Genomic DNA, 18582 nt, shown 5'->3' with positions numbered 1-18582 from the left:
ATACACATAAAAAGAGCGACTTATCTTTTATATATTCTAAACTAATTTAAGGTTTATATGTGAGATAAAGCTATGTATGATATAATTAAATGATAGATATTTTGAGAGGAGAAACAATTATGGCATTAGACGGATTAGTTATCCATTCAATAGCAGACGAGTTAAATTCTCTGCTTAATGGAGCAAAAATCGATAAGATATATCAACCAGAAGAGGACGAAATCCTTCTTCAGATAAGAAATCATAAAACAAACTACAAACTTGTGCTTAGTGCAAGTGCATCAAATCCAAGAGTTTATTTGGCCGAGGATTATAAGAAGAACAATCCTAAGAAAGCACCTGTTTTCTGTATGCTTCTTAGAAAGTATGTTCAAGGTGGCGTTATTACAAATATTGAACAGGTTGGATTTGAGAGAATTTTAAAGATAAGTGTCGAATCTTTTGATGAATTAAAGGAAAAGACTATTAAGGACATTTATGTTGAAATAATGGGAAGACACAGTAATATTATCCTTGTTCAGAGAAATGAAAATAGGATAGTAGATGCAGCTAAGAGAATTCCTGTCAGTGTGAGTAGGGTTAGACAGATTCTTCCGGGTCAGGATTACAATCTTCCACCAGCTCAGGATAAGTTGAATCCACTTGATAGTATTTCTCTTGATGATTTTTCTAGTAGAATTAAATCTTTTGAAGGACCTTGTTTCAAATCAATTTACTCAGAATTTTTAGGAATAAGTCCTTCAATAGCTAGAGAAATATGTTTTAGGGCTGGAATAGAAAAAAGCGAACCTACTTCTTCACTTTCTGATTCAGACTTAAAAAATCTATTCAATGCATTTGAAAATTTATTTAAAGATATAAAAGAAGGAAATTATTCACCTTGTATTATTCTTAACGAAAAAATTGATAAAATAGTAGATTTTGGATGTATTAATATGGATATGTACCACGAATTTACTACAATTCACAAGGATAGTATATCTTCAGCTATAGAAGATTATTATAAAACTAAGGATATCAAAGATAGAATAAATCAAAGAGCTTCTGTTATGAAGAAAAACATCTCTATAAAACTTGAAAGACTTATCCACAAACTAGAAAAACAGCAAAAAGAACTTGAAGAGTCTGAAAATGCTGAGATTTACAAGGTTAAAGGAGAGCTTATTACTTCTTACATCTATATGATTGAAAAGGGTATGGAAAGTGTAGATGTTCAAAACTTCTACGATCCAGAGTATAAAACTGTTACAATAGCTCTTAAAAAGAATCTTACACCTTCTGAAAATGCTCAGAAATACTTTAAAAAATACAATAAGCTTAAAAACGCAAAAATAGAGATTACAAATCAGATGGCTATGACTAAGGAAGAGATTGAATACCTTGAAAATACTATACTTGGTATAGAAAACTGTGAAAATCTTAAAGAGCTTAAAGATATAAGAGAAGAACTTGTTAAGACAGGATATGTAAAATCTCAGAAAAAAATCGGTAAAAAAGAGATACAGCCTTCTACTGCTCCACTAGAATTTAAATCGTCTGAAGGATATCAGATTTTAGTAGGTAAAAATAATAGACAGAATGACTACCTTACTCTAAGACTTGCCGATAACGATGATATTTGGATGCATACTAAAGATATACCGGGTTCTCACGTTATTGTTAAATGTGCAGGACACGAGCCTTCTGACCAGACACTGTTTGAAGCTGCAGTTTTAGCCGCTTATTACAGTAAGGCAAGAATGTCTGCAAAAGTGCCAGTAGATTATACAAAGAGGAAAAATGTTAAAAAACCAGGTGGTGCAAAGCCAGGAATGGTTATATATGAAACAAATAATACCGCATACGTTACACCAACTGAAGAAATCGTTGCACAGCTAAAAATCAAATAAAAATAATTTTTCATTTTATTAATATTTTTTTATCAAAATCTATTCACTTTTTTTATTATTGTGCTAAAATTAAAGATGGTAATAAAATTTTATAAATAGCCAGGAGGTAGTTTTGCAATGAAAACTCAGAGATTAAATGCCGTTTTAGAACAGATGAAAAAAGACGGAATACAGCAGATGATAGTAAGTGATCCTTACTCAGTATTCTACTTAACAGGATTAATGTTACACACAGGAGAAAGATTATTCGCTCTTTACCTAAATGTAGATGGTAATCACAAATTATTCGTAAACGAATTATTCCCAATAGAAGAAGATTTAGGAGTTGAAAAAGTTATCTTCAAAGATACTGACGATTCTGTAAAAGTTGTTGCTGACAGAGTTGACCACAACGCTGTTATGGGTATAGACAAAAACTGGCCAGCAAGATTCTTATTAGGATTAATGGAACACGGAGCTGGAAGCAAATTCGTTAACGGTTCTTACATAATAGACAGATTAAGAATGTTTAAAGATGAAGAAGAAAAAGAATTAATGAGAAAAGCTTCTCAGATAAATGATAAAGCTGTTGAAAGACTTCAGAAAGAAATAAAAGGTGATTTAACTGAAAAACAGTTAGTTACAGTTCTTAAAGGAATATACGAAGATCTTGGAGCTGATGGATTATCATTCGATCCAATAATAGGATTCGCTGCTAATGGTGCTAACCCACACGGTGAACCAGGAGACAGATACGTTAAAGAAGGAGACGCTATAATACTTGACCTTGGTTGTATAAAAGACCACTACTGCTCAGATATGACAAGAACAGTATTCTATAAATCAGTTCCTGAAAAAGGAAAAGAAATATTTGATATAGTTCTTGAAGCTAATAAGAGAGCAATAAGCATAGTTAAACCAGGTGTTAGATTCTGTGACGTAGATGCTGCTGCAAGAGACTACATAACTGAAAAAGGTTACGGAGAATACTTCACTCACAGAACTGGACATTCTATAGGTCTAGAATGCCACGATATGGGAGACGTTTCTTCTGTAAATACTGAAGAATTAAAACCAGGTATGATATTCTCAGTAGAACCAGGTATATATCTACCAGGAGAATTCGGAGTTAGAATAGAAGACCTTATATTAGTAACTGAAGACGGTTACGAAAACTTAAATGCATACAACAAAGAATTAGTTGTTGTTGGAAACTAATTAGTTATAGTAGACTAATACTAGCCTTACGGAATAACTTAAACAAAAATTTTATTACAATTTAATACATAAAAAGGTTGTTGCAATTTGCAACAACCTTTTTTATTATCTTATTTAATCTTACTAAATAATATTTCTATTGTTTAGTAAGCATTGTATTTATTTTATATTATTTCTATATTACTTAACAATAGTTATTATCACTTCTTCAATTTTTCTAGATTCTACTTTTTCAACTTTTATTTTCATACCAAATGCCTCTATTTCAAACTGTTCTCCATCATTAGGTATTCTCTGTATCTTTTCTAAAATCAATCCAGAAATAGTATCATAATCTAAATCATCAGGAAAATCTATATCAAATTTATCCGATAAATCATCTAAACTCGTACTTCCCTTTATCTTCCAAGTCGTCTCAGAAATCTTTACTTCCTCATCCTCACACTCATCGTATTCGTCGTATATATTCCCTACTATCTCCTCTAACAAGTCCTCCATAGTTATAAGGCCTATATTTTCACCATACTCGTTTATAACTATAGCTATATGTGTGTTATTTTTTTGCATATTTTTAAATAATAAGAAAGAGCTCATACTATCTGGTATAAAATACGGTTTTCTTAGATTATCCATTATATTTAAATCATTTTTATTTATTACCACATCTTTATTTATTGACATACCTTTATTTTCTAAAGTATCCGACTCATATTCTTCTTTTGCAAAACAACTATACACCTCCGCAAAGAAATCTTTAGCATATAGTATTCCTTTTATATCGTTGTCATTTTCTCCATAGACAGGATATCTTGAATAGCCTGTTTCGTGGATTTTCTCTTCTATATCAGTTAAGCTATCATTTTCATAAATCCCAACAACTTCTGATTTATGAGTCATTATCTCTCTTACACTAGAATCAGAAAAATCAAATACATTGTCTATCCACTCTTTTTCGTCTGAATTTATTGTTCCGCCTGTATTACCTATTTCAAGCATCATTCTTATTTCTTCCTCTGTAATTGAGTCCTCTTCTTCATTTGTATCTACTCTTAACCCTTTTAAAACTATATTTGTAGATAGAGATAAGAATTTTACAGCAGGTTTTACAACAGTAGAGATTGCAGAAACTGGTATACACGCAAATCTAGCTACTTCCATAGGTTTCTGCATGGCTATCCTTTTAGGGACTAGCTCACCTAAAACAAGTGTAAAGTATGATAATATTATTGTTATTAAAATCAATGAAGCTGTGCTCATCATTTCATAAGACAACACTTTTACATTTAAAGTATTGTATATGAAATCTGCCAAGTATCCAGAAAGTCCATCTGCAGCAAATGCACTGGCTATAAAGTTTGCAAAAGTTATACCTATCTGTATTGTAGATAAAAATTCTGAAGGATCTTCTGATATATCAACTAATTTTTTAGCAATATTATCCCCTTCATCTGCCATTTTCTTTAATTTAATTTTATTTGCCGATATAAGTGCCACCTCTGTCATCGCAAAGAAAGCATTTATCATTATTAAAACTACCTGAAATATTATTTGTTTATACATTTTTTAATCTCCTCGTTGTTAAATATTATTATTGATTTTATCTTTTCTATAAATTTTATTTTCTATGAGTTTTATTTTCTATATTTTTATTTTATTTTTATTCTTTTAATGTAAAAATTTTTCTCTCTGCTTTTCTAAAACTTATCCTTAACATACGAGTTTGATTAATTTTTTTCTAATTTTTGAAGCAACTACAGAAAAATAAATAAGGTCTATATATTTATGCTTAGATAAATTTATAGACCTATTCTCCTCGTCACTCTCTCCGTTATCCATAATTTCACCTCTCAAAATATTGTTGATGAATATTATATTATAACTCGTTTTTTTATTCAATATTGTAAAAATAAATTTAACATTTATTTTATATTTTTATTTAATAGCTTTAGAGTTTTATTATTTATTTTTATATTTAATATATTTTTAAGCATCTATCAATTCTGGTAGTTCTACCGCATTTAATAACACACATCCATCAGAAGTATATGTACCCATTACAGTACCTATTCCACAGAATACAACTTCTCTGTAGCTTTTTCTTTCTAATATCATATCTCTTACCTTTTCAGCTTTAGCTAAACAATTAGAATGACCTATAAATAATGTTTTTTTCTCAGTATCTGAAGCACCTTCTAAGAATAAATCAACTAATTTTTTCATGCTTCCATTTTCACCTCTAGCCTTGTCAAATGGTTTTACTAGACCATCATCTATTTGTACAAGAGCTTTAAAATTAAATGTGTTTATTATACTTCCTGCTAATTTGCTTATTCTTCCACCCTTTATAGCATTTTCTAATGTCTGAAGAACACCGATAAATTTAGTGTTGTCTATAAGCTTTTCTATTTCTTCAGATATTTCATCTATATTTTTACCCTGTTCTGCTAACTGAGCTGCGTATACAGCAAGTATTCCCTGCCCTATAGATCCACTCATTGTGTCTATAACTTTTACTCTATTTGTATGCTCTTCTTCTTTATACATATCATCTGCAAGTACTGCACAATTGTAAGTAGCTGAAAGTTTTGATGTTAATGTAAGAACTAATACATCGCTATCTTCTTTTTTGTATATTTCCAAAAATTTATCTGGTGATGGACAAGATGTTTTTGGCAGTTCTTTTTCTTTTTTCATTCTTGCATAAAAATCTTCTATACTAATTCCTTTTCCGCCATAATATACATCTTCCCCAAATGCAACATCCATTTCTGCTATTTCTATTCCATATTTTGCTGCTATATTATCTGGTAAATCAGACGCTCTATCTGTAACTATCCTAACTTTACTCATTTTCCCTCTCTCCAAATCCTCTAAACATTTTGTCGGTCGACCGGTCTATAAAATTTTCTCGGTCACTCGGTCGAATTTTTCATTCTCATACTATTATATATTTTTTAGTACTAGGTGTCAATATTAGTTTATAATAGTTTGTTTTTATAACTTATATATTTTTATTTTATTTTCTTAATTTATTTTTATTATATTGTATAATTTTTATAATATCTTTATTACTATAGCACCTCTCTGTTTGACAGTATGATTATATAAGCTTATAATATTTTTATAACGTTTAAAGAAAGGTGCTAAAATGAGATCAGAAAATAATACAAAACAACTAATTATAGATGCCGCTATTAAGCTTATTACAAAACAAGGTGTAAAAAATACAAGCCTTGCAGATATTGCTCGTCATGCTAATATAAGTAAAGGTACTCTTTATTACTATTATGCATCAAAAGACGATATAATAGCTGAAATAGCCGATGTACACTTGAATATTATAAATGAAGCTGTTCTGATGTGTGTAAGAAATATACAGGGAATAGACGACTTGGATTTAGTAAAAATTCTTCTCGATAATATTTCTACCATCTCTTCAACAGGAAGAATACACATGTATTTAATATGTGAAGCAATAACAGAAAATGAAGCTCTTAGAAATCAATTTAAAGAAAAATATAGAGAGTGGAGACTTGCTTTAAAGGATTCACTTGTAGAGAATCTTTCTGATGAGTTTAAAGATAAGGCCGATGCAATCTCATTCCTACTTATTTCAATAGTAGACGGGCTTGTAATGCAGAGTATATTAAAGGCTGAACCAATACCATTTGGGGACATATCTGAGTGCCTAGTGTCAATATGGAAATAATTTTATAAAATAGGTAAAAGCTTGAATATAATAGAAATATCGCATTTACTCCAGGCTTCGAGCAAAGCTCTGCAGATTGTCGTTGCATGCGATTATTTCTACAATATTCAAGCTTTTATTTTGTAAAATTATTAATCGGTTGTTAAAGTATGTAAAACATAACAAATCTATTAAAATTAAACTCAACTAAAAAGACCTATAATTGATTAATACATCCAAAGATTAATCAACCGTAGGTCTTTTGTTTTTCGAAAGTTATATAAAAAAATAACTGTTATAAATATTTTACTAATAATCAATTTTTGCGATAAGTTAAAATATTTATCCCTCTCAACTCGACAATCTGCAAGAGCCTCGCAACTTTGAAATGTGTTACTCTAAAAGTGCGAGGCTCTGAAGCCTGGAGACTGAGAGGGATATTATTTTAATAGCAAAAATTGAATTTTACAAAATATATTCAACAGTTATTTTATTTGTTTAGTTGAGAAAGGTAACATTATTTTTTCTGTTATTTTTGATAAGTCCGTTTCTAGTACGCATGCAGCAAGTATTACTATTGCCGCCCCAATCAGCTGAGTCTGAGACATTGTTTCTCCAAATATGAAGAATGCAAATATACTTCCTAGTATTGGTTCAAGTGATACTAGTATGCTTGTAACCTGAGTTTCTATGTATTCTGTTGACTTAACATAGAATGTACTAGCTATAAATGTTGAAAGTACTGATATAGCAAGCATATTAGCTATTACAACCATAGAGTTTGGCCCTGTTACAGCAGCTGCTATATTTGAGAAATCTGTAAAGAATGATAGTACAACAGTACTTGATATAAATCCGTACACTAGTATCGCATCTTTTGAGTATTTCCCTTCAAAGAATCTTGGTATTATTATCTGCATAGCAAAAGTCATTCCGTTTATAAGACCTGCAGCTATACCTATAACATCTAAGTTTGCTCCACCAGTAGATATTACATCTGATATGCAAATACATCCAACTATACACATACATATAACTAATACTTTTTTCTTAGTCATCTTGTCCTTAAATACAACCGCTCCAAATATAGACACCCATATTGGATTTGTAAACATAAGAACTGTAGCCACTGATATAGGCACTCTCTCAACAGATACATTGTAAGTCATAAATCCTAATACAAAGCAAACTACTCCATATAAACAACCTACAAGTATTCCCGATAATTTCTGTTTTAATTCCTCTGGCTTTCTAATTAACATATAAATTGTAAATAATACCCCAGCAATAGAGCATCTGATAAATGCTATATCCATAGCAGAAAGACCAGCTAATGACAATGTTCTACTGTTTATACCCATCATTCCCCAGAATGTTGTGGCAATTAGAACCAACGTGATACCTTTTTTTCTATCACCCATATAAAACCTCCTATTAAATTATTCTCCCTTTTTACTTTGATTTTAAAATTTTTTCTCTAAACATTATTTTTACACATTAAAGAAGTGTTCCGGAATCCGAAACACTTCTTCTAATTGATATAACATTATCATTATATTATATTTTTTATTAAATTTCTAGTCCTTACAATATATAAAACTAGATTTAGATTATATTACAGAAATTTTATTTAAGTTAACTAAGAATTTTAATCTAGCTAAGAATTATTTTCTAGTTACTTTTATTCCTGTCATATGATCATTTAAGTTGTGCTGTTCTAAGCTAGCATCTTCTACTCTGTTTAATTCAAGAGCTAGAGTTTCTGATTTGATGTAATCTTCAAATTCAGCAACTGCTTTAGCTACTTCATCATCTGAGCAGTAGTCTATTACTATGTTGTCTAGTACTTCAAAGTTTGCAGCTTTTCTTAACTGCTGTACTTTAGATATGAATTCTCTTGCAAATCCTTCATTTACTAGTTCTTCGTTTAATTCTGTATCAAGAAGAACGAATACATTGTTCTGCATAGATACGTTGAATCCTTCTTTAGCAGATATATTTACAAGAACGTAATCTTTACCGAATTCGAAGTCTTCTCCATCAAGATTAACTACTACTTTTTCACCGTTTTCAAGTTTAGTTACAGTATCATGAGCATCTAATGCTGCTAAAGCTTTACCAAATGCATTTACTTTTTTACCTAATACTGAACCAACTTCTCTGAAGTTAGGTTTTAAGCTGTAGTTCATGTATTCACTTAAATCCTGAACGAATACAACTTCTTTAACGTTTAATTCTTCTTTTATTATGTCAACTAAATCAGCTATAACAGATTCATATTTTCCGTCTATTAATACTTCTTTTAATGGCTGACGAACTTTTATTCTAGCATTTTCTCTTGAAGCTCTTCCTAGAGTAACTAAGTTTTTAACTAAGTCCATTTTTTCTTCTAGTTTTTCATCAAGAAGTTCTTTGTTGCATCTTGGATAAGAAGCTAGATGAACTGATTCTTCTCCAGTTAAGTTTCTGTACATTTCTTCTGATAAGTAAGGAGCAAATGGAGCTACAACTCTACATAATTCAGTTAATAATTCATAAGTAGTGTTGTAAACTGCTTTTTTATCTTCAGTTAATTCTGGTTCCCAGAATCTTCTTCTAGATCTTCTTATATACCAGTTAGATAAATCGTCATTTATGAATTCCTGTATTCTTCTTATAGTTTTGTTAACTTCGAATATTTCTAGGTTTTCTTCTATTTCAGCTTTTAAGTTGTTGAATTTAGAAAGTATCCATCTATCTAATTCTGATCTATCTTTGTATTCAACGAAGAAATCACCAGGATTTATGTTATCAGTGTTAGCATATAGAGTGAAGAAGTTGTATACGTTCTTCATTGTTCCTACGAATTTAGACTGAACTTCTTTTAATCCTTCTTCGTCGAATCTTATTGGAGTCCATGGTGGAGATACGTATAATAAGTACCATCTTAAAGCATCGGCTCCGTATTTATCGAATAATTCGAATGGATTTACTGTATTTCCTCTTGATTTAGACATTTTCTTACCGTCTTTGTCTAGTACAAGGTCGTTAACTAATACGTTTTTGTATGGTGCTTTACCCATTACAAATGTTGATATTGCTAATAATGAGTAGAACCATCCTCTTGTCTGGTCTATACCTTCACAGATGTAATCTGCTGGGAATAACTGATCAAAGTTTTCTTTATTTTCAAATGGGTAGTGATGCTGAGCAAATGGCATTGATCCTGAATCGAACCAGCAGTCTATAACGTCTTTTACTCTAGTCATTGGTTTACCACATTTTGGACATTTTAGATGTATTTCATCAACGTATGGTCTGTGTAGTTCTACAGTTGCTGGATCTACTTCTTCAACAGCCATATCAGCTAATTCCTGTCTTGATCCTACAGATTCTGTGTTTCCACATTCACATCTCCACATTGGAAGAGGAGTTCCCCAATATCTACTTCTTGATATTGCCCAGTCTTTTAATTCTTCTAGCCAGTTACCGAATCTTCCCTGACCAACGAATTCTGGATACCAGTTTACAGTGTTGTTGTTAGCTATTAACTGGTCTTTTAATTTAGTCATTTCTATGTACCAACTTGGTTTAGCGTAGTAAACAAGTGGAGTCTGACATCTCCAGCAGTGAGGATAGTTGTGAGCAACTTTTTCTTTGCTGAATAATTTATTTTCTTTAGCTAGATATTTTATTATTTCAACATCTAGTCCTTCTTCCATTACGAATTTACCTTTCCATGGAGTTGCAGTAAATTCTCCTCTTTCATCAACTGGCTGAAGTACTGGTAATCCGTATTTTTTACCACAGTTGTAGTCGTCTTCCCCAAATGCTGGAGCAGTATGTACTATACCTGTACCATCTTCAGTAGTTACGTAATCAGCGCAAGTTATGAAGAATGCTTTTTTATCTGGTTTTACGAAGTCTAATAACTGTTCATATTCAACGTATTCTAAGTCTTTACCAGTCATTTTTTCAACAACTTCGTATTCTCTATCTTTCATTACTTTTTCTAGTAATGGTTCAGCTAAGTAGTAGAACTCATCTACATCAGCTGGTTTAACTTTTACATAAGTAACTTCTGGGTTTACTGTTAATGATACATTTGATGGTAATGTCCATGGAGTAGTTGTCCATGCTAAGAAGTATTCATTTTCAGTTCCAGCTTTTTTGAATTTAGCTACTAATGTATTAGTTTTTACTTCTTTGTATCCCTGTGCAACTTCGTGTGATGCAAGACCAGTTCCACATCTTGGGCAGTAAGGAAGTATTTTATGTCCTTCATACATATATCCTTCTTTGTTGAATTTGTTTAATATCCACCAAACAGATTCTATGTAGTTGTTATCTAATGTTATGTATGGGTTATCAAGGTCAACTTCATAAGCCATTCTTTCAGTCATATTTCTCCACTGTTTTTCAAAAGAGAATACTGAATCTCTACATTTATCACAGAATTCTGCTATTCCGTAATCTTCTATAGCCTGTTTATCTGATAATCCTAATTCTTTTTCTACCTGTATTTCTACTGGAAGACCATGAGTATCCCAACCAGCTTTTCTTTTTACCTGGTATCCAGACATTGTTTTATATCTACATACCCAGTCTTTTAATGTTCTGGCAACAACGTGGTGTATACCAGGGTTTCCGTTTGCTGTTGGAGGTCCTTCAAAGAATACGAAACTTGGATCGTTCTGACCTTTTTCTAAAGTTCTTTCTAGTATATCGATGTCCTGCCAGTAATCAAATACTTTTGCTTCTGCTTCTTTAACAGAAGTGTCTACTAATGGTTTAAAGTTCGCCATTATTAATTCACCCTTTCTTTTTAATATTCCCTTTATTTTTCATTGCTCAAAGTTTTCTAAAATAAGTTGCTCAAATAAAAAAACTCGTCGCCTTTGCATACACAAAGGGACGAGTTGCTCGCGTTACCACCCTAATTCCGCATAGATAATTTTAAATTTATATCTACACGACACTCTACTGTATAACGGCACATTACCGGAATAACTTATTCGATAAATCTTTATTAAGATAAATCTTTCAGCATTCAGCTCCGAAGTGATATTCAACTCAGTATATTTCACTGGTTCTCAGCTAACCCAGCTCTCTGTAAAAATAAAATCCGAATCTACTGTCTTCATCATAGCCTTTAAAGATTTTGTTTTCTATACTTTGAAAGTTTATACCAAAATTTAATTTTAGTCAATAGTTATTTTTTGATTTTTTCAGATAATTCTATATTGTTTCTAAATTCAAGCATATCTATAACAAAAAATTATAGTAAAAATCATAAAATTATAGATAATTTTATAGACCAAATATATTTTCTGGAGATGTATTTTCGTCATCAGAATCGTATTCTTCAACATCATCTTCCATTGCAGCAGTTGCCCCAAAATCCTCTATATCGAATCTATCATCTTCATACTCATCCATAGCAGTTCTCCATTCATACTGACTTGAAAGACCTGTATCTATATTAGAGCATATTTCATCAATATTTTTAATTTCACTCTCTAAAAGAGATTTAAATTTATTTTTAAACATTTTAAATTCAGCAGTAATATTATCATACTCTTTTCTTATTTCGATAACTCTGCTAGTAGCCTCATCTATTTTCTGTTTACCCATAAATTCAGCTTCTTCTATTATTATTCTAGCTTTTTTATTTGCAGCAGATGTTGTATCTTCTGCAGCTGTCTGAGCAGTTATAAGAGTTTCTTTTAAAGTATCCTCTATGTTTGTATATTTATTTAGCTGCTCACTATACATTCTAACTCTTTCTTTAAGAGATTCATTTTCTCTTATAAGATTTTCATAATCTACTCTTAAATCATCTAAAAATTCATCAACCTCTTCACAGTTGAATCCTCTCATAGACTTTCTAAAAACTTTTTCTTCTATCTCCTGTGGTGTTATCATTATCTTCTCCTCAACTATAATATTATTCTAGCCTTTACTCTAGTTCTTCCTTTTCTGGTCTCCCCGCCTATTTCAATAACTTCAGACCTACCTTTTCCCCTTACTGAAATAAGATCTCCTGAAGATACTGCCTTAGATGCAGATGTAATTTTTTCATAATTTACATGAACTCTCTCCGCATTTATATACTTTAGACTTTCCTGTCTTGAAATATTGTATATTCCACTTATTACACAATCTAGTCTATCTGAAGATACTGTAAACGAGATATCTTTATATTTCTTTTCTGAAGTTTTTAATTCTTCTCTTTTAATTTCTTTAACTTTTACAGAATTTGTCGCTACTTTTGTAAGGTTCATAACGATATAATCACAAATATCGCTACTTACTACAACCTGACAAAATTCTTCGTGAATTAATATATCGCCTATCTTTTCTCTTTTTATCCCAAGCCCTAAAATAGAACCTAAATAATCCTTATGTGATACACTTCTAAATTTAAAATTACCATCAATCTGAACAAATTTTATAGGTGGCTCAATATCCTCATACTCCATATAAAATGGAAATATAGTCATGACACTTCTTTCAGCACCTTCATATCCCCCGTCAGAATGGTATTTTAAATCTGATTCAGAATTAATTATATCCATAGCATTTTTAATTTCAAAAGGATTCATAAATTCTGTACTTTTTGCTTCATAATTTTTTAGACAAGTATTTGCCTTATCTATCAACTTAAACATTTTGTTCTTTAATTCTATATCTTTTATATGATTAGTAAGTCTTATCTTGTCCATCTTATAGCACTAATCCTTTCAAGAATATAAGTATTATTATCGCTATTACCGGTGAAAAATCTACAGGTCCAGAATAATTTCTGTAAAGAATTTTTCTAATTGGCCCTTCTATTGGCTCTGTTATTTCATCCATTATCTGGTATAACTTAGTGTCCATAAGAGCTGGTACCCATGTAAATAGACTTTTTACTACTATTACCCATGAAATTATATCAAGAAGATAGGCTATTGCTATCCTTAATGTATGCATTAGCATTCCCACTTTCATCTATATTATTTTGTTATTATTTCTGCCAAGGGAAAAGTGCTCTACTTTCAAGTTCTTTTTTCACACTGGCATCTATATCAACATTATTTGGAGCTAATATAAATATTGATCCTGCTACTTTCTGAATATCTCCATCTAGCACATAAACCGCTCCATTTAAAAAGTCGAATATAGATTTTTTAACCTGTGGAGAAGATACTCCATCTAGGTTTACTACTACTGTTTTTCTCTGTTTTAAAGCATCTGCAATCTGAGTTGCTTCGTCGTATATTTTAGGAGCATATATTACCACTTTCATCTGTCCTGTTGGGTAATCTATCACTTTACCTATTTTTTTATTAGATGCTAAAGCATTGTATTCTTCTGCTTCTTCGTGATTTTCTTCTGCTTCCTCGTATTCATCTTCTTCATATTCTTCTTCGTATTCATCATAATCTAAATCTTCGTCATCACTGAATATATTCTTCACTTTGTCGATTATTTTTGCCATTTTTCTTTCCTCCAATTTGCTTTATTATTTGTTATAATTTCTTTTTCCGAATATAGCAGTTCCGACTCTAACCATTGTAGCTCCTTCTTCTACAGCTATTTCAAAGTCATTTGTCATACCCATAGAAAGCTCCCTCATCTCAACATTTCCTATATTCATATTATTTATTTCATCAGAAAGCTCTTTAAGATCTCTGAATACTTTTCTTATTTCATCTTTTTCTGCATCAAAAGGTGCCATTGTCATAAGCCCTTTAATCTTTATATTAGGGTATTTTTCGGCAACAAGTCTAACAAATGGCTCTACTTCTTCTCTTGACATACCATGTTTGCTCTCTTCTCCAGAAATATTTACCTGAACAAGACAATCAATCACCCTACCTATTTTACTTGCTCTCTTGTCTATCTCCTCAGCAAGCCCTTCTCTATCTAAAGAATGTATCATACAAACTTTATCTATTATGTATTTAACCTTATTTGTCTGTAATGAACCAATCTGATGCCATCTAATCTTATCCCCTAGAACCTCATACTTTCTAGCTAATTCCTGAGGTTTATTCTCTCCAGCATCTAAAGCATCTGCTGCTATAGCTTCCTCAACCTTGTCAACATCAACAGTCTTAGTAACTGCAATAAGCTTTATATCATCGGCATCTCTACCTGTTCTAACTGCCGCATCTGCTATTCTCTTTCTTATACTTTCAATATTTTCTCTAATATTTTCCATATAAATCACCGCCTATTTTTAATATTTAAAAATATATGATCTATATCATACTTTTAACTATCTGAATTTATCATATTTTTAATTATAAAATCAAAAACACAATCAAATGACAAAATCAGAGCATAATTTCAATAGTTTATACCATATTATATTATACCAAATTTATCAACTTATAAAAAGGAAAAATAAAAATAATAAAAAGAAGAAGAAAAATAACTGCTCTTTGCTCCAGGCTTCAGCGCCCCATTCATTTTTATAACACATTGCAAGGTATGGGGCGCTTCCAGAATTGTCGCTTATAGAGCAGTTATTTTCCTTCTTCACATTTAATTAAATCGCTTACACAACAAAAATGAACATAAAAGAGGGTATATCCAAATACACTTATCATTTTACTAACTTATTACCTAACTATCTCATATTACTCTATAAGGTTGTCGCAATTTATTTTGTGGTGATGTCTTTTTTTTAAGAAAAAATTTGATTGATTTGTACCGACAATCTGCAGAACTTTGCAACATTTTGAAAGCTTTGCTTGAAAAAGCAAAGTTCGAAGCCTGGAGGAAAAATTATCAAATTTTTCATAAAAAAAGCCACCACAAATAATTGTGGCGGCCTCCTCTTTATTTCTTATAGCCCTATATGTTCTACTTCGTTCTTTTTGTTTCTAGTCATTAGTCCTTTTATTCCTTCAAAAGGTTCAAGTCCATCGTGAACAACTGCGTAGATAGCATTTGTTATAGGCATATCTATATTTAATTTTTCAGCTACATCATGTGCAACTTCTGTTGCTGTAATTCCTTCAACAACCATCTTAACCTTTTCAAGAGTTTCCTCAACAGAGTATCCTTCTCCTATAAGTATACCTGCTCTTCTATTTCTACTGTGCATACTTGTACAAGTAACGATTAAATCCCCTATACCAGAAAGTCCAGTAAAAGTAATCGCCTTTGCACCCATAGCAACACCAAGTCTACTTATCTCTGTTATACCTCTAGTCATAAGTGCTGCCTTAGTATTATCTCCATAGCCTAAACCGTCGCATATACCTGCTCCAAAAGCTATAATATTCTTTAAAGCACCACCAAGCTCAACACCTATAAGGTCTGAATTTGTATAAACTCTAAGTGCTGGAGACATAAATGTATCCTGCACTATCTGTGCGTATTCTATATCTTCTGATGAAACCACTATTGTAGTAGGTAAGCCTTTTGCAACCTCCTCTGCATGAGATGGTCCAGATAACATAACATACTTAGATTCAGGAAGTTCCTCTGCACAAACTTCAGAAAGTCTTTTTCCAGTTCCCTTTTCAAGACCTTTTGCAACATTTACAATAATCTGATTTGGTGTTAATTTTCCTTTTAATTTAGTACACATTCCTCTAACAGCCTGAGATGGAACTGCTATAACAACTATTTTACTATCTTTTACAGCTTCATCTAAATCAGAAGTAACGTTTAAATTATCAGGAAATACTGCTCCTGGTAGATATTCCGTATTTTCTCTATTTTTATTTATACTTTCAGCCCGTTCTTCTCTTCTAGACCACATAAGTACATCAAAATCATTTTTTGCTAGGCTTAATGCTAAAGCTGTTCCCCAGCTACCTGTTCCTAATACGCATACCTTTTTCATAATATCCCTCCTGAAGATGATTAATTCTTCTTCTGTCCAATTTTTCTTTCTGTTCCATTAAATACTCTTTTTAAGTTCGCTCTATGTGTGTATATTACTGATAATGCTAAGAATACAGTTACAGGGACAGCCTCTTTTTTACCCATTAAATATACTATAAATGGTGAACTAGCTATACCAACTACTGATCCTAAAGACACATATTTAGTAACTGCAACAACAACGCCAAATACTGCAAAACAAGTAAGCGCTGCTACTGGATGTACTGCAAGCATTGCACCAAGAGATGTGGCAACACCTTTTCCACCTCTAAATCCTAAAAATGCTGGCCAGTTATGACCTGCAACAACACCTAGCACTGCAACATATTTAGCAGTTAAAGTATCTATTGGCATAAATTTAGATACTATGCATGCTACTAAAACAGCAAGAGCACCTTTAAGTACATCCCCTAAAAATGTCATTAACCCTGCTTTTTTACCTAGAGTTCTTAAAACATTTGTAGATCCTGCATTTCCAGAACCCTGAGTTCTTATATCAATACCAGCTATTCTTTTGGCTATTATATAAGATGTCGATATATTTCCTAGTAAATATGCCACAACGGCAATTAGAATATAACCTAACATTCTCTATAATTACCCCCTTTAATTATCTCTTTTTCTGTCTGTATTCAAATCTTATTGAAGTTCCTTCAAATCCAAAGTTTTCTCTTATTCTATTTTCTAAATATCTCTGATATGAGAAGTGAGTAAGCTCTTTATCATTTATAAATAGAGTTATCTTAGGAGGTTTAACATCTGTCTGTGCTCCATAGTATATTTTTAATCTTCTACCTTTATCTGATGGTGGCTGATTTAGCATAACTGCTTCCCCTATTACCTCATTTAAAGCAGAAGTAGATATTCTCTTAGCATGTTCTGATGCTACATAATCAACTGTTTCAAGTATTTTATTCATTCTCTTATTTGTAAGAGCTGATACAAATAGTATCGGAGCATAAGACATGAATGGGAATTTAGTTCTTATTTCATCAGTATATTTTTTAACTGTTTTATTGTCTTTTTCTATTAAATCCCATTTGTTTATTACAAATATACACGCTTTACCTTCATCATGTGCTATACCAGCAACTTTAGTATCCTGTTCTGTAACACCTTCCTGAGCATCTATTACTATAAGAACAACATCTGCTCTATCTACAGCACTCATAGCTCTTATAACACTGTATTTTTCAACACTTTCGTATACTTTACTTTTTCTTCTAAGTCCTGCTGTATCTATAAGAAGATAGTTCTGTCCATTTTTTTCGAAATATGTATCGACAGCATCTCTTGTAGTACCTGCTATTGGACTTACTATAACTCTGTCCTCACCTAATATGTTGTTAAGTATAGAACTCTTACCTGCATTTGGTTTACCTGTTATAGCAACTTTTATAGTATCTTCGTCTATTTCTGTATTAAGTCCTTCTGGGAAATTAGCAACTATTTCATCTAATAAATCCCCAAGTCCCATACTGTTTGCCCCAGATATTGCAAACGGCTCGCCAAGACCTAATTCATAGAAGTCGTATACATTGTCATACTGACTCATACTATCTATTTTATTTACTACTAATATTACTGGTTTATTTGTTCTTCTTAGAGTTTCTGCTATTTCTCTATCTGCTGCAGTTATACCCTGTTTACCATCGACAACCATTAGTATAACGTGAGCCATGTCCATAGCAAGCATAGCCTGATTTCTCATCTGAGATACGATTATATCGTCGCTCTTTGGCTCAATCCCACCTGTATCTATTAGAGTGAAGTATTTGTTTAACCACTCTACCTCTGTAAATATTCTATCTCTTGTTACTCCTGGAGTATCTTCAACTATTGAGATTCTTTTCCCTGCAAATTTGTTAAATATTGTAGATTTCCCGACGTTAGGTCTACCAACTACGGCTACAATCGGTCTATTCATATCTGACATTTTAT

General features: G+C 31.6%; 16 protein-coding genes and 1 other annotated feature. Of the genes, 3 read left to right on the top strand and 13 right to left on the bottom strand.

Translation table 11 applies throughout. The annotated features are described in order from the left end of the window. Positions 1-119 precede the first annotated feature (119 nt). On the top strand, positions 120-1889 hold the full coding sequence (locus ACK2WO_RS05440) for an NFACT family protein (protein ID WP_414698651.1): 1770 nt from the start codon (positions 120-122) through the stop codon (positions 1887-1889). 117 nt (positions 1890-2006) lie between these two features. Continuing rightward, on the top strand, positions 2007-3086 hold the full coding sequence (locus ACK2WO_RS05435) for a M24 family metallopeptidase (RefSeq protein ID WP_414698650.1): 1080 nt from the start codon (positions 2007-2009) through the stop codon (positions 3084-3086). Positions 3087-3266: 180 nt separating this feature from the next. Here ACK2WO_RS05435 and ACK2WO_RS05430 read toward each other — a convergent pair whose 3' ends face one another. The 3 genes from ACK2WO_RS05430 to ACK2WO_RS05420 form a co-directional block, all read right to left on the bottom strand. After that, complete coding sequence (locus ACK2WO_RS05430) at positions 3267-4646, bottom strand: hemolysin family protein (RefSeq protein WP_414698649.1); 1380 nt, start codon at positions 4644-4646, stop codon at positions 3267-3269. Positions 4647-4793: 147 nt separating this feature from the next. Continuing rightward, positions 4794-4922, bottom strand: a complete 129-nt coding sequence (locus tag ACK2WO_RS05425) for a hypothetical protein (protein ID WP_414698648.1) — start codon at positions 4920-4922, stop codon at positions 4794-4796. A gap of 147 nt (positions 4923-5069) precedes the next feature. Then, a complete protein-coding gene (locus tag ACK2WO_RS05420) occupies positions 5070-5936 on the bottom strand; it encodes a DegV family protein (RefSeq protein WP_414698647.1) in 867 nt (288 codons plus the stop codon). A 298-nt stretch (positions 5937-6234) separates the two neighbouring features. Here ACK2WO_RS05420 and ACK2WO_RS05415 point away from each other — a divergent pair, with 298 nt between their 5' ends. Then, complete coding sequence (locus ACK2WO_RS05415; RefSeq protein WP_178412123.1) at positions 6235-6795, top strand: TetR family transcriptional regulator; 561 nt, start codon at positions 6235-6237, stop codon at positions 6793-6795. Positions 6796-7259: 464 nt separating this feature from the next. On the opposite strand, the gene ACK2WO_RS05410 is transcribed toward ACK2WO_RS05415, so the two are convergent. From ACK2WO_RS05410 to der, 10 genes are all read right to left on the bottom strand, one after another. Then, entirely contained in the window at positions 7260-8195 is a 936-nt protein-coding gene (locus ACK2WO_RS05410; RefSeq protein ID WP_414698646.1) for a DMT family transporter, read from the bottom strand. 243 nt (positions 8196-8438) lie between these two features. Then, entirely contained in the window at positions 8439-11558 is a 3120-nt protein-coding gene (ileS, locus tag ACK2WO_RS05405; protein ID WP_178412121.1) for an isoleucine--tRNA ligase, read from the bottom strand. Positions 11559-11660: 102 nt separating this feature from the next. After that, positions 11661-11909, bottom strand: a binding site (T-box leader). A gap of 154 nt (positions 11910-12063) precedes the next feature. Next, positions 12064-12678, bottom strand: coding sequence for a DivIVA domain-containing protein (locus ACK2WO_RS05400; RefSeq protein WP_178412120.1), 615 nt, complete (start codon positions 12676-12678; stop codon positions 12064-12066). A 14-nt stretch (positions 12679-12692) separates the two neighbouring features. Then, positions 12693-13478: an RNA-binding protein gene (locus tag ACK2WO_RS05395; RefSeq protein ID WP_414698645.1), complete on the bottom strand. Its 786-nt coding sequence runs from the start codon at positions 13476-13478 to the stop codon at positions 12693-12695. Between the two features lies 1 nt (position 13479). Next, positions 13480-13728 carry a YggT family protein gene (locus ACK2WO_RS05390; RefSeq protein ID WP_178412118.1) on the bottom strand — a complete coding sequence of 83 codons (249 nt, stop codon included), beginning with the start codon at positions 13726-13728 and terminating at the stop codon, positions 13480-13482. A 34-nt stretch (positions 13729-13762) separates the two neighbouring features. Then, positions 13763-14236 carry a cell division protein SepF gene (locus ACK2WO_RS05385; protein WP_178412117.1) on the bottom strand — a complete coding sequence of 158 codons (474 nt, stop codon included), beginning with the start codon at positions 14234-14236 and terminating at the stop codon, positions 13763-13765. 24 nt (positions 14237-14260) lie between these two features. Then, complete coding sequence (locus tag ACK2WO_RS05380) at positions 14261-14962, bottom strand: YggS family pyridoxal phosphate-dependent enzyme (RefSeq protein ID WP_414698644.1); 702 nt, start codon at positions 14960-14962, stop codon at positions 14261-14263. 630 nt (positions 14963-15592) lie between these two features. Then, the gene (locus ACK2WO_RS05375) at positions 15593-16600 is read right to left on the bottom strand and encodes an NAD(P)H-dependent glycerol-3-phosphate dehydrogenase (RefSeq protein WP_414698643.1); all 1008 of its coding nucleotides are present in this window, start codon (positions 16598-16600) and stop codon (positions 15593-15595) included. A 20-nt stretch (positions 16601-16620) separates the two neighbouring features. After that, the gene (gene plsY / locus ACK2WO_RS05370) at positions 16621-17229 is read right to left on the bottom strand and encodes a glycerol-3-phosphate 1-O-acyltransferase PlsY (protein WP_414698642.1); all 609 of its coding nucleotides are present in this window, start codon (positions 17227-17229) and stop codon (positions 16621-16623) included. Positions 17230-17251: 22 nt separating this feature from the next. Beyond that, a complete protein-coding gene (gene der, locus ACK2WO_RS05365) occupies positions 17252-18577 on the bottom strand; it encodes a ribosome biogenesis GTPase Der (RefSeq protein WP_414698641.1) in 1326 nt (441 codons plus the stop codon). Positions 18578-18582: the final 5 nt, after the last annotated feature.

Source organism: Peptacetobacter sp. AB845 (assembly GCF_047528295.1).
Taxonomy (GTDB): Bacteria; Bacillota; Clostridia; order Peptostreptococcales; family Peptostreptococcaceae; genus Peptacetobacter.
The sequence above is the reverse complement of the archived record's forward strand: the minus strand, read 5'-3'. Positions and strand labels throughout refer to the sequence as shown.

Excerpts from the sequence above, each read along its gene's own strand:
- ACK2WO_RS05435 (WP_414698650.1), top strand. The coding sequence starts at position 2,007 with ATGAAAACTCAGAGATTAAATGCCGTTTTAGAACAGATGAAAAAAGAC.
- ACK2WO_RS05400 (WP_178412120.1), bottom strand. The coding sequence starts at position 12,678 with ATGATAACACCACAGGAGATAGAAGAAAAAGTTTTTAGAAAGTCTATG.
- ACK2WO_RS05440 (WP_414698651.1), top strand. The coding sequence starts at position 120 with ATGGCATTAGACGGATTAGTTATCCATTCAATAGCAGACGAGTTAAAT.
- der (WP_414698641.1), bottom strand. The coding sequence starts at position 18,577 with ATGTCAGATATGAATAGACCGATTGTAGCCGTAGTTGGTAGACCTAAC.
- ACK2WO_RS05375 (WP_414698643.1), bottom strand. The coding sequence starts at position 16,600 with ATGAAAAAGGTATGCGTATTAGGAACAGGTAGCTGGGGAACAGCTTTA.
- ACK2WO_RS05430 (WP_414698649.1), bottom strand. The coding sequence starts at position 4,646 with ATGTATAAACAAATAATATTTCAGGTAGTTTTAATAATGATAAATGCT.
- ACK2WO_RS05425 (WP_414698648.1), bottom strand. The coding sequence starts at position 4,922 with ATGGATAACGGAGAGAGTGACGAGGAGAATAGGTCTATAAATTTATCT.
- plsY (WP_414698642.1), bottom strand. The coding sequence starts at position 17,229 with ATGTTAGGTTATATTCTAATTGCCGTTGTGGCATATTTACTAGGAAAT.
- ACK2WO_RS05420 (WP_414698647.1), bottom strand. The coding sequence starts at position 5,936 with ATGAGTAAAGTTAGGATAGTTACAGATAGAGCGTCTGATTTACCAGAT.
- ACK2WO_RS05410 (WP_414698646.1), bottom strand. The coding sequence starts at position 8,195 with ATGGGTGATAGAAAAAAAGGTATCACGTTGGTTCTAATTGCCACAACA.
- ACK2WO_RS05415 (WP_178412123.1), top strand. The coding sequence starts at position 6,235 with ATGAGATCAGAAAATAATACAAAACAACTAATTATAGATGCCGCTATT.
- ACK2WO_RS05395 (WP_414698645.1), bottom strand. The coding sequence starts at position 13,478 with ATGGACAAGATAAGACTTACTAATCATATAAAAGATATAGAATTAAAG.
- ACK2WO_RS05385 (WP_178412117.1), bottom strand. The coding sequence starts at position 14,236 with ATGGCAAAAATAATCGACAAAGTGAAGAATATATTCAGTGATGACGAA.
- ACK2WO_RS05380 (WP_414698644.1), bottom strand. The coding sequence starts at position 14,962 with ATGGAAAATATTAGAGAAAATATTGAAAGTATAAGAAAGAGAATAGCA.
- ACK2WO_RS05390 (WP_178412118.1), bottom strand. The coding sequence starts at position 13,728 with ATGCATACATTAAGGATAGCAATAGCCTATCTTCTTGATATAATTTCA.
- ileS (WP_178412121.1), bottom strand. The coding sequence starts at position 11,558 with ATGGCGAACTTTAAACCATTAGTAGACACTTCTGTTAAAGAAGCAGAA.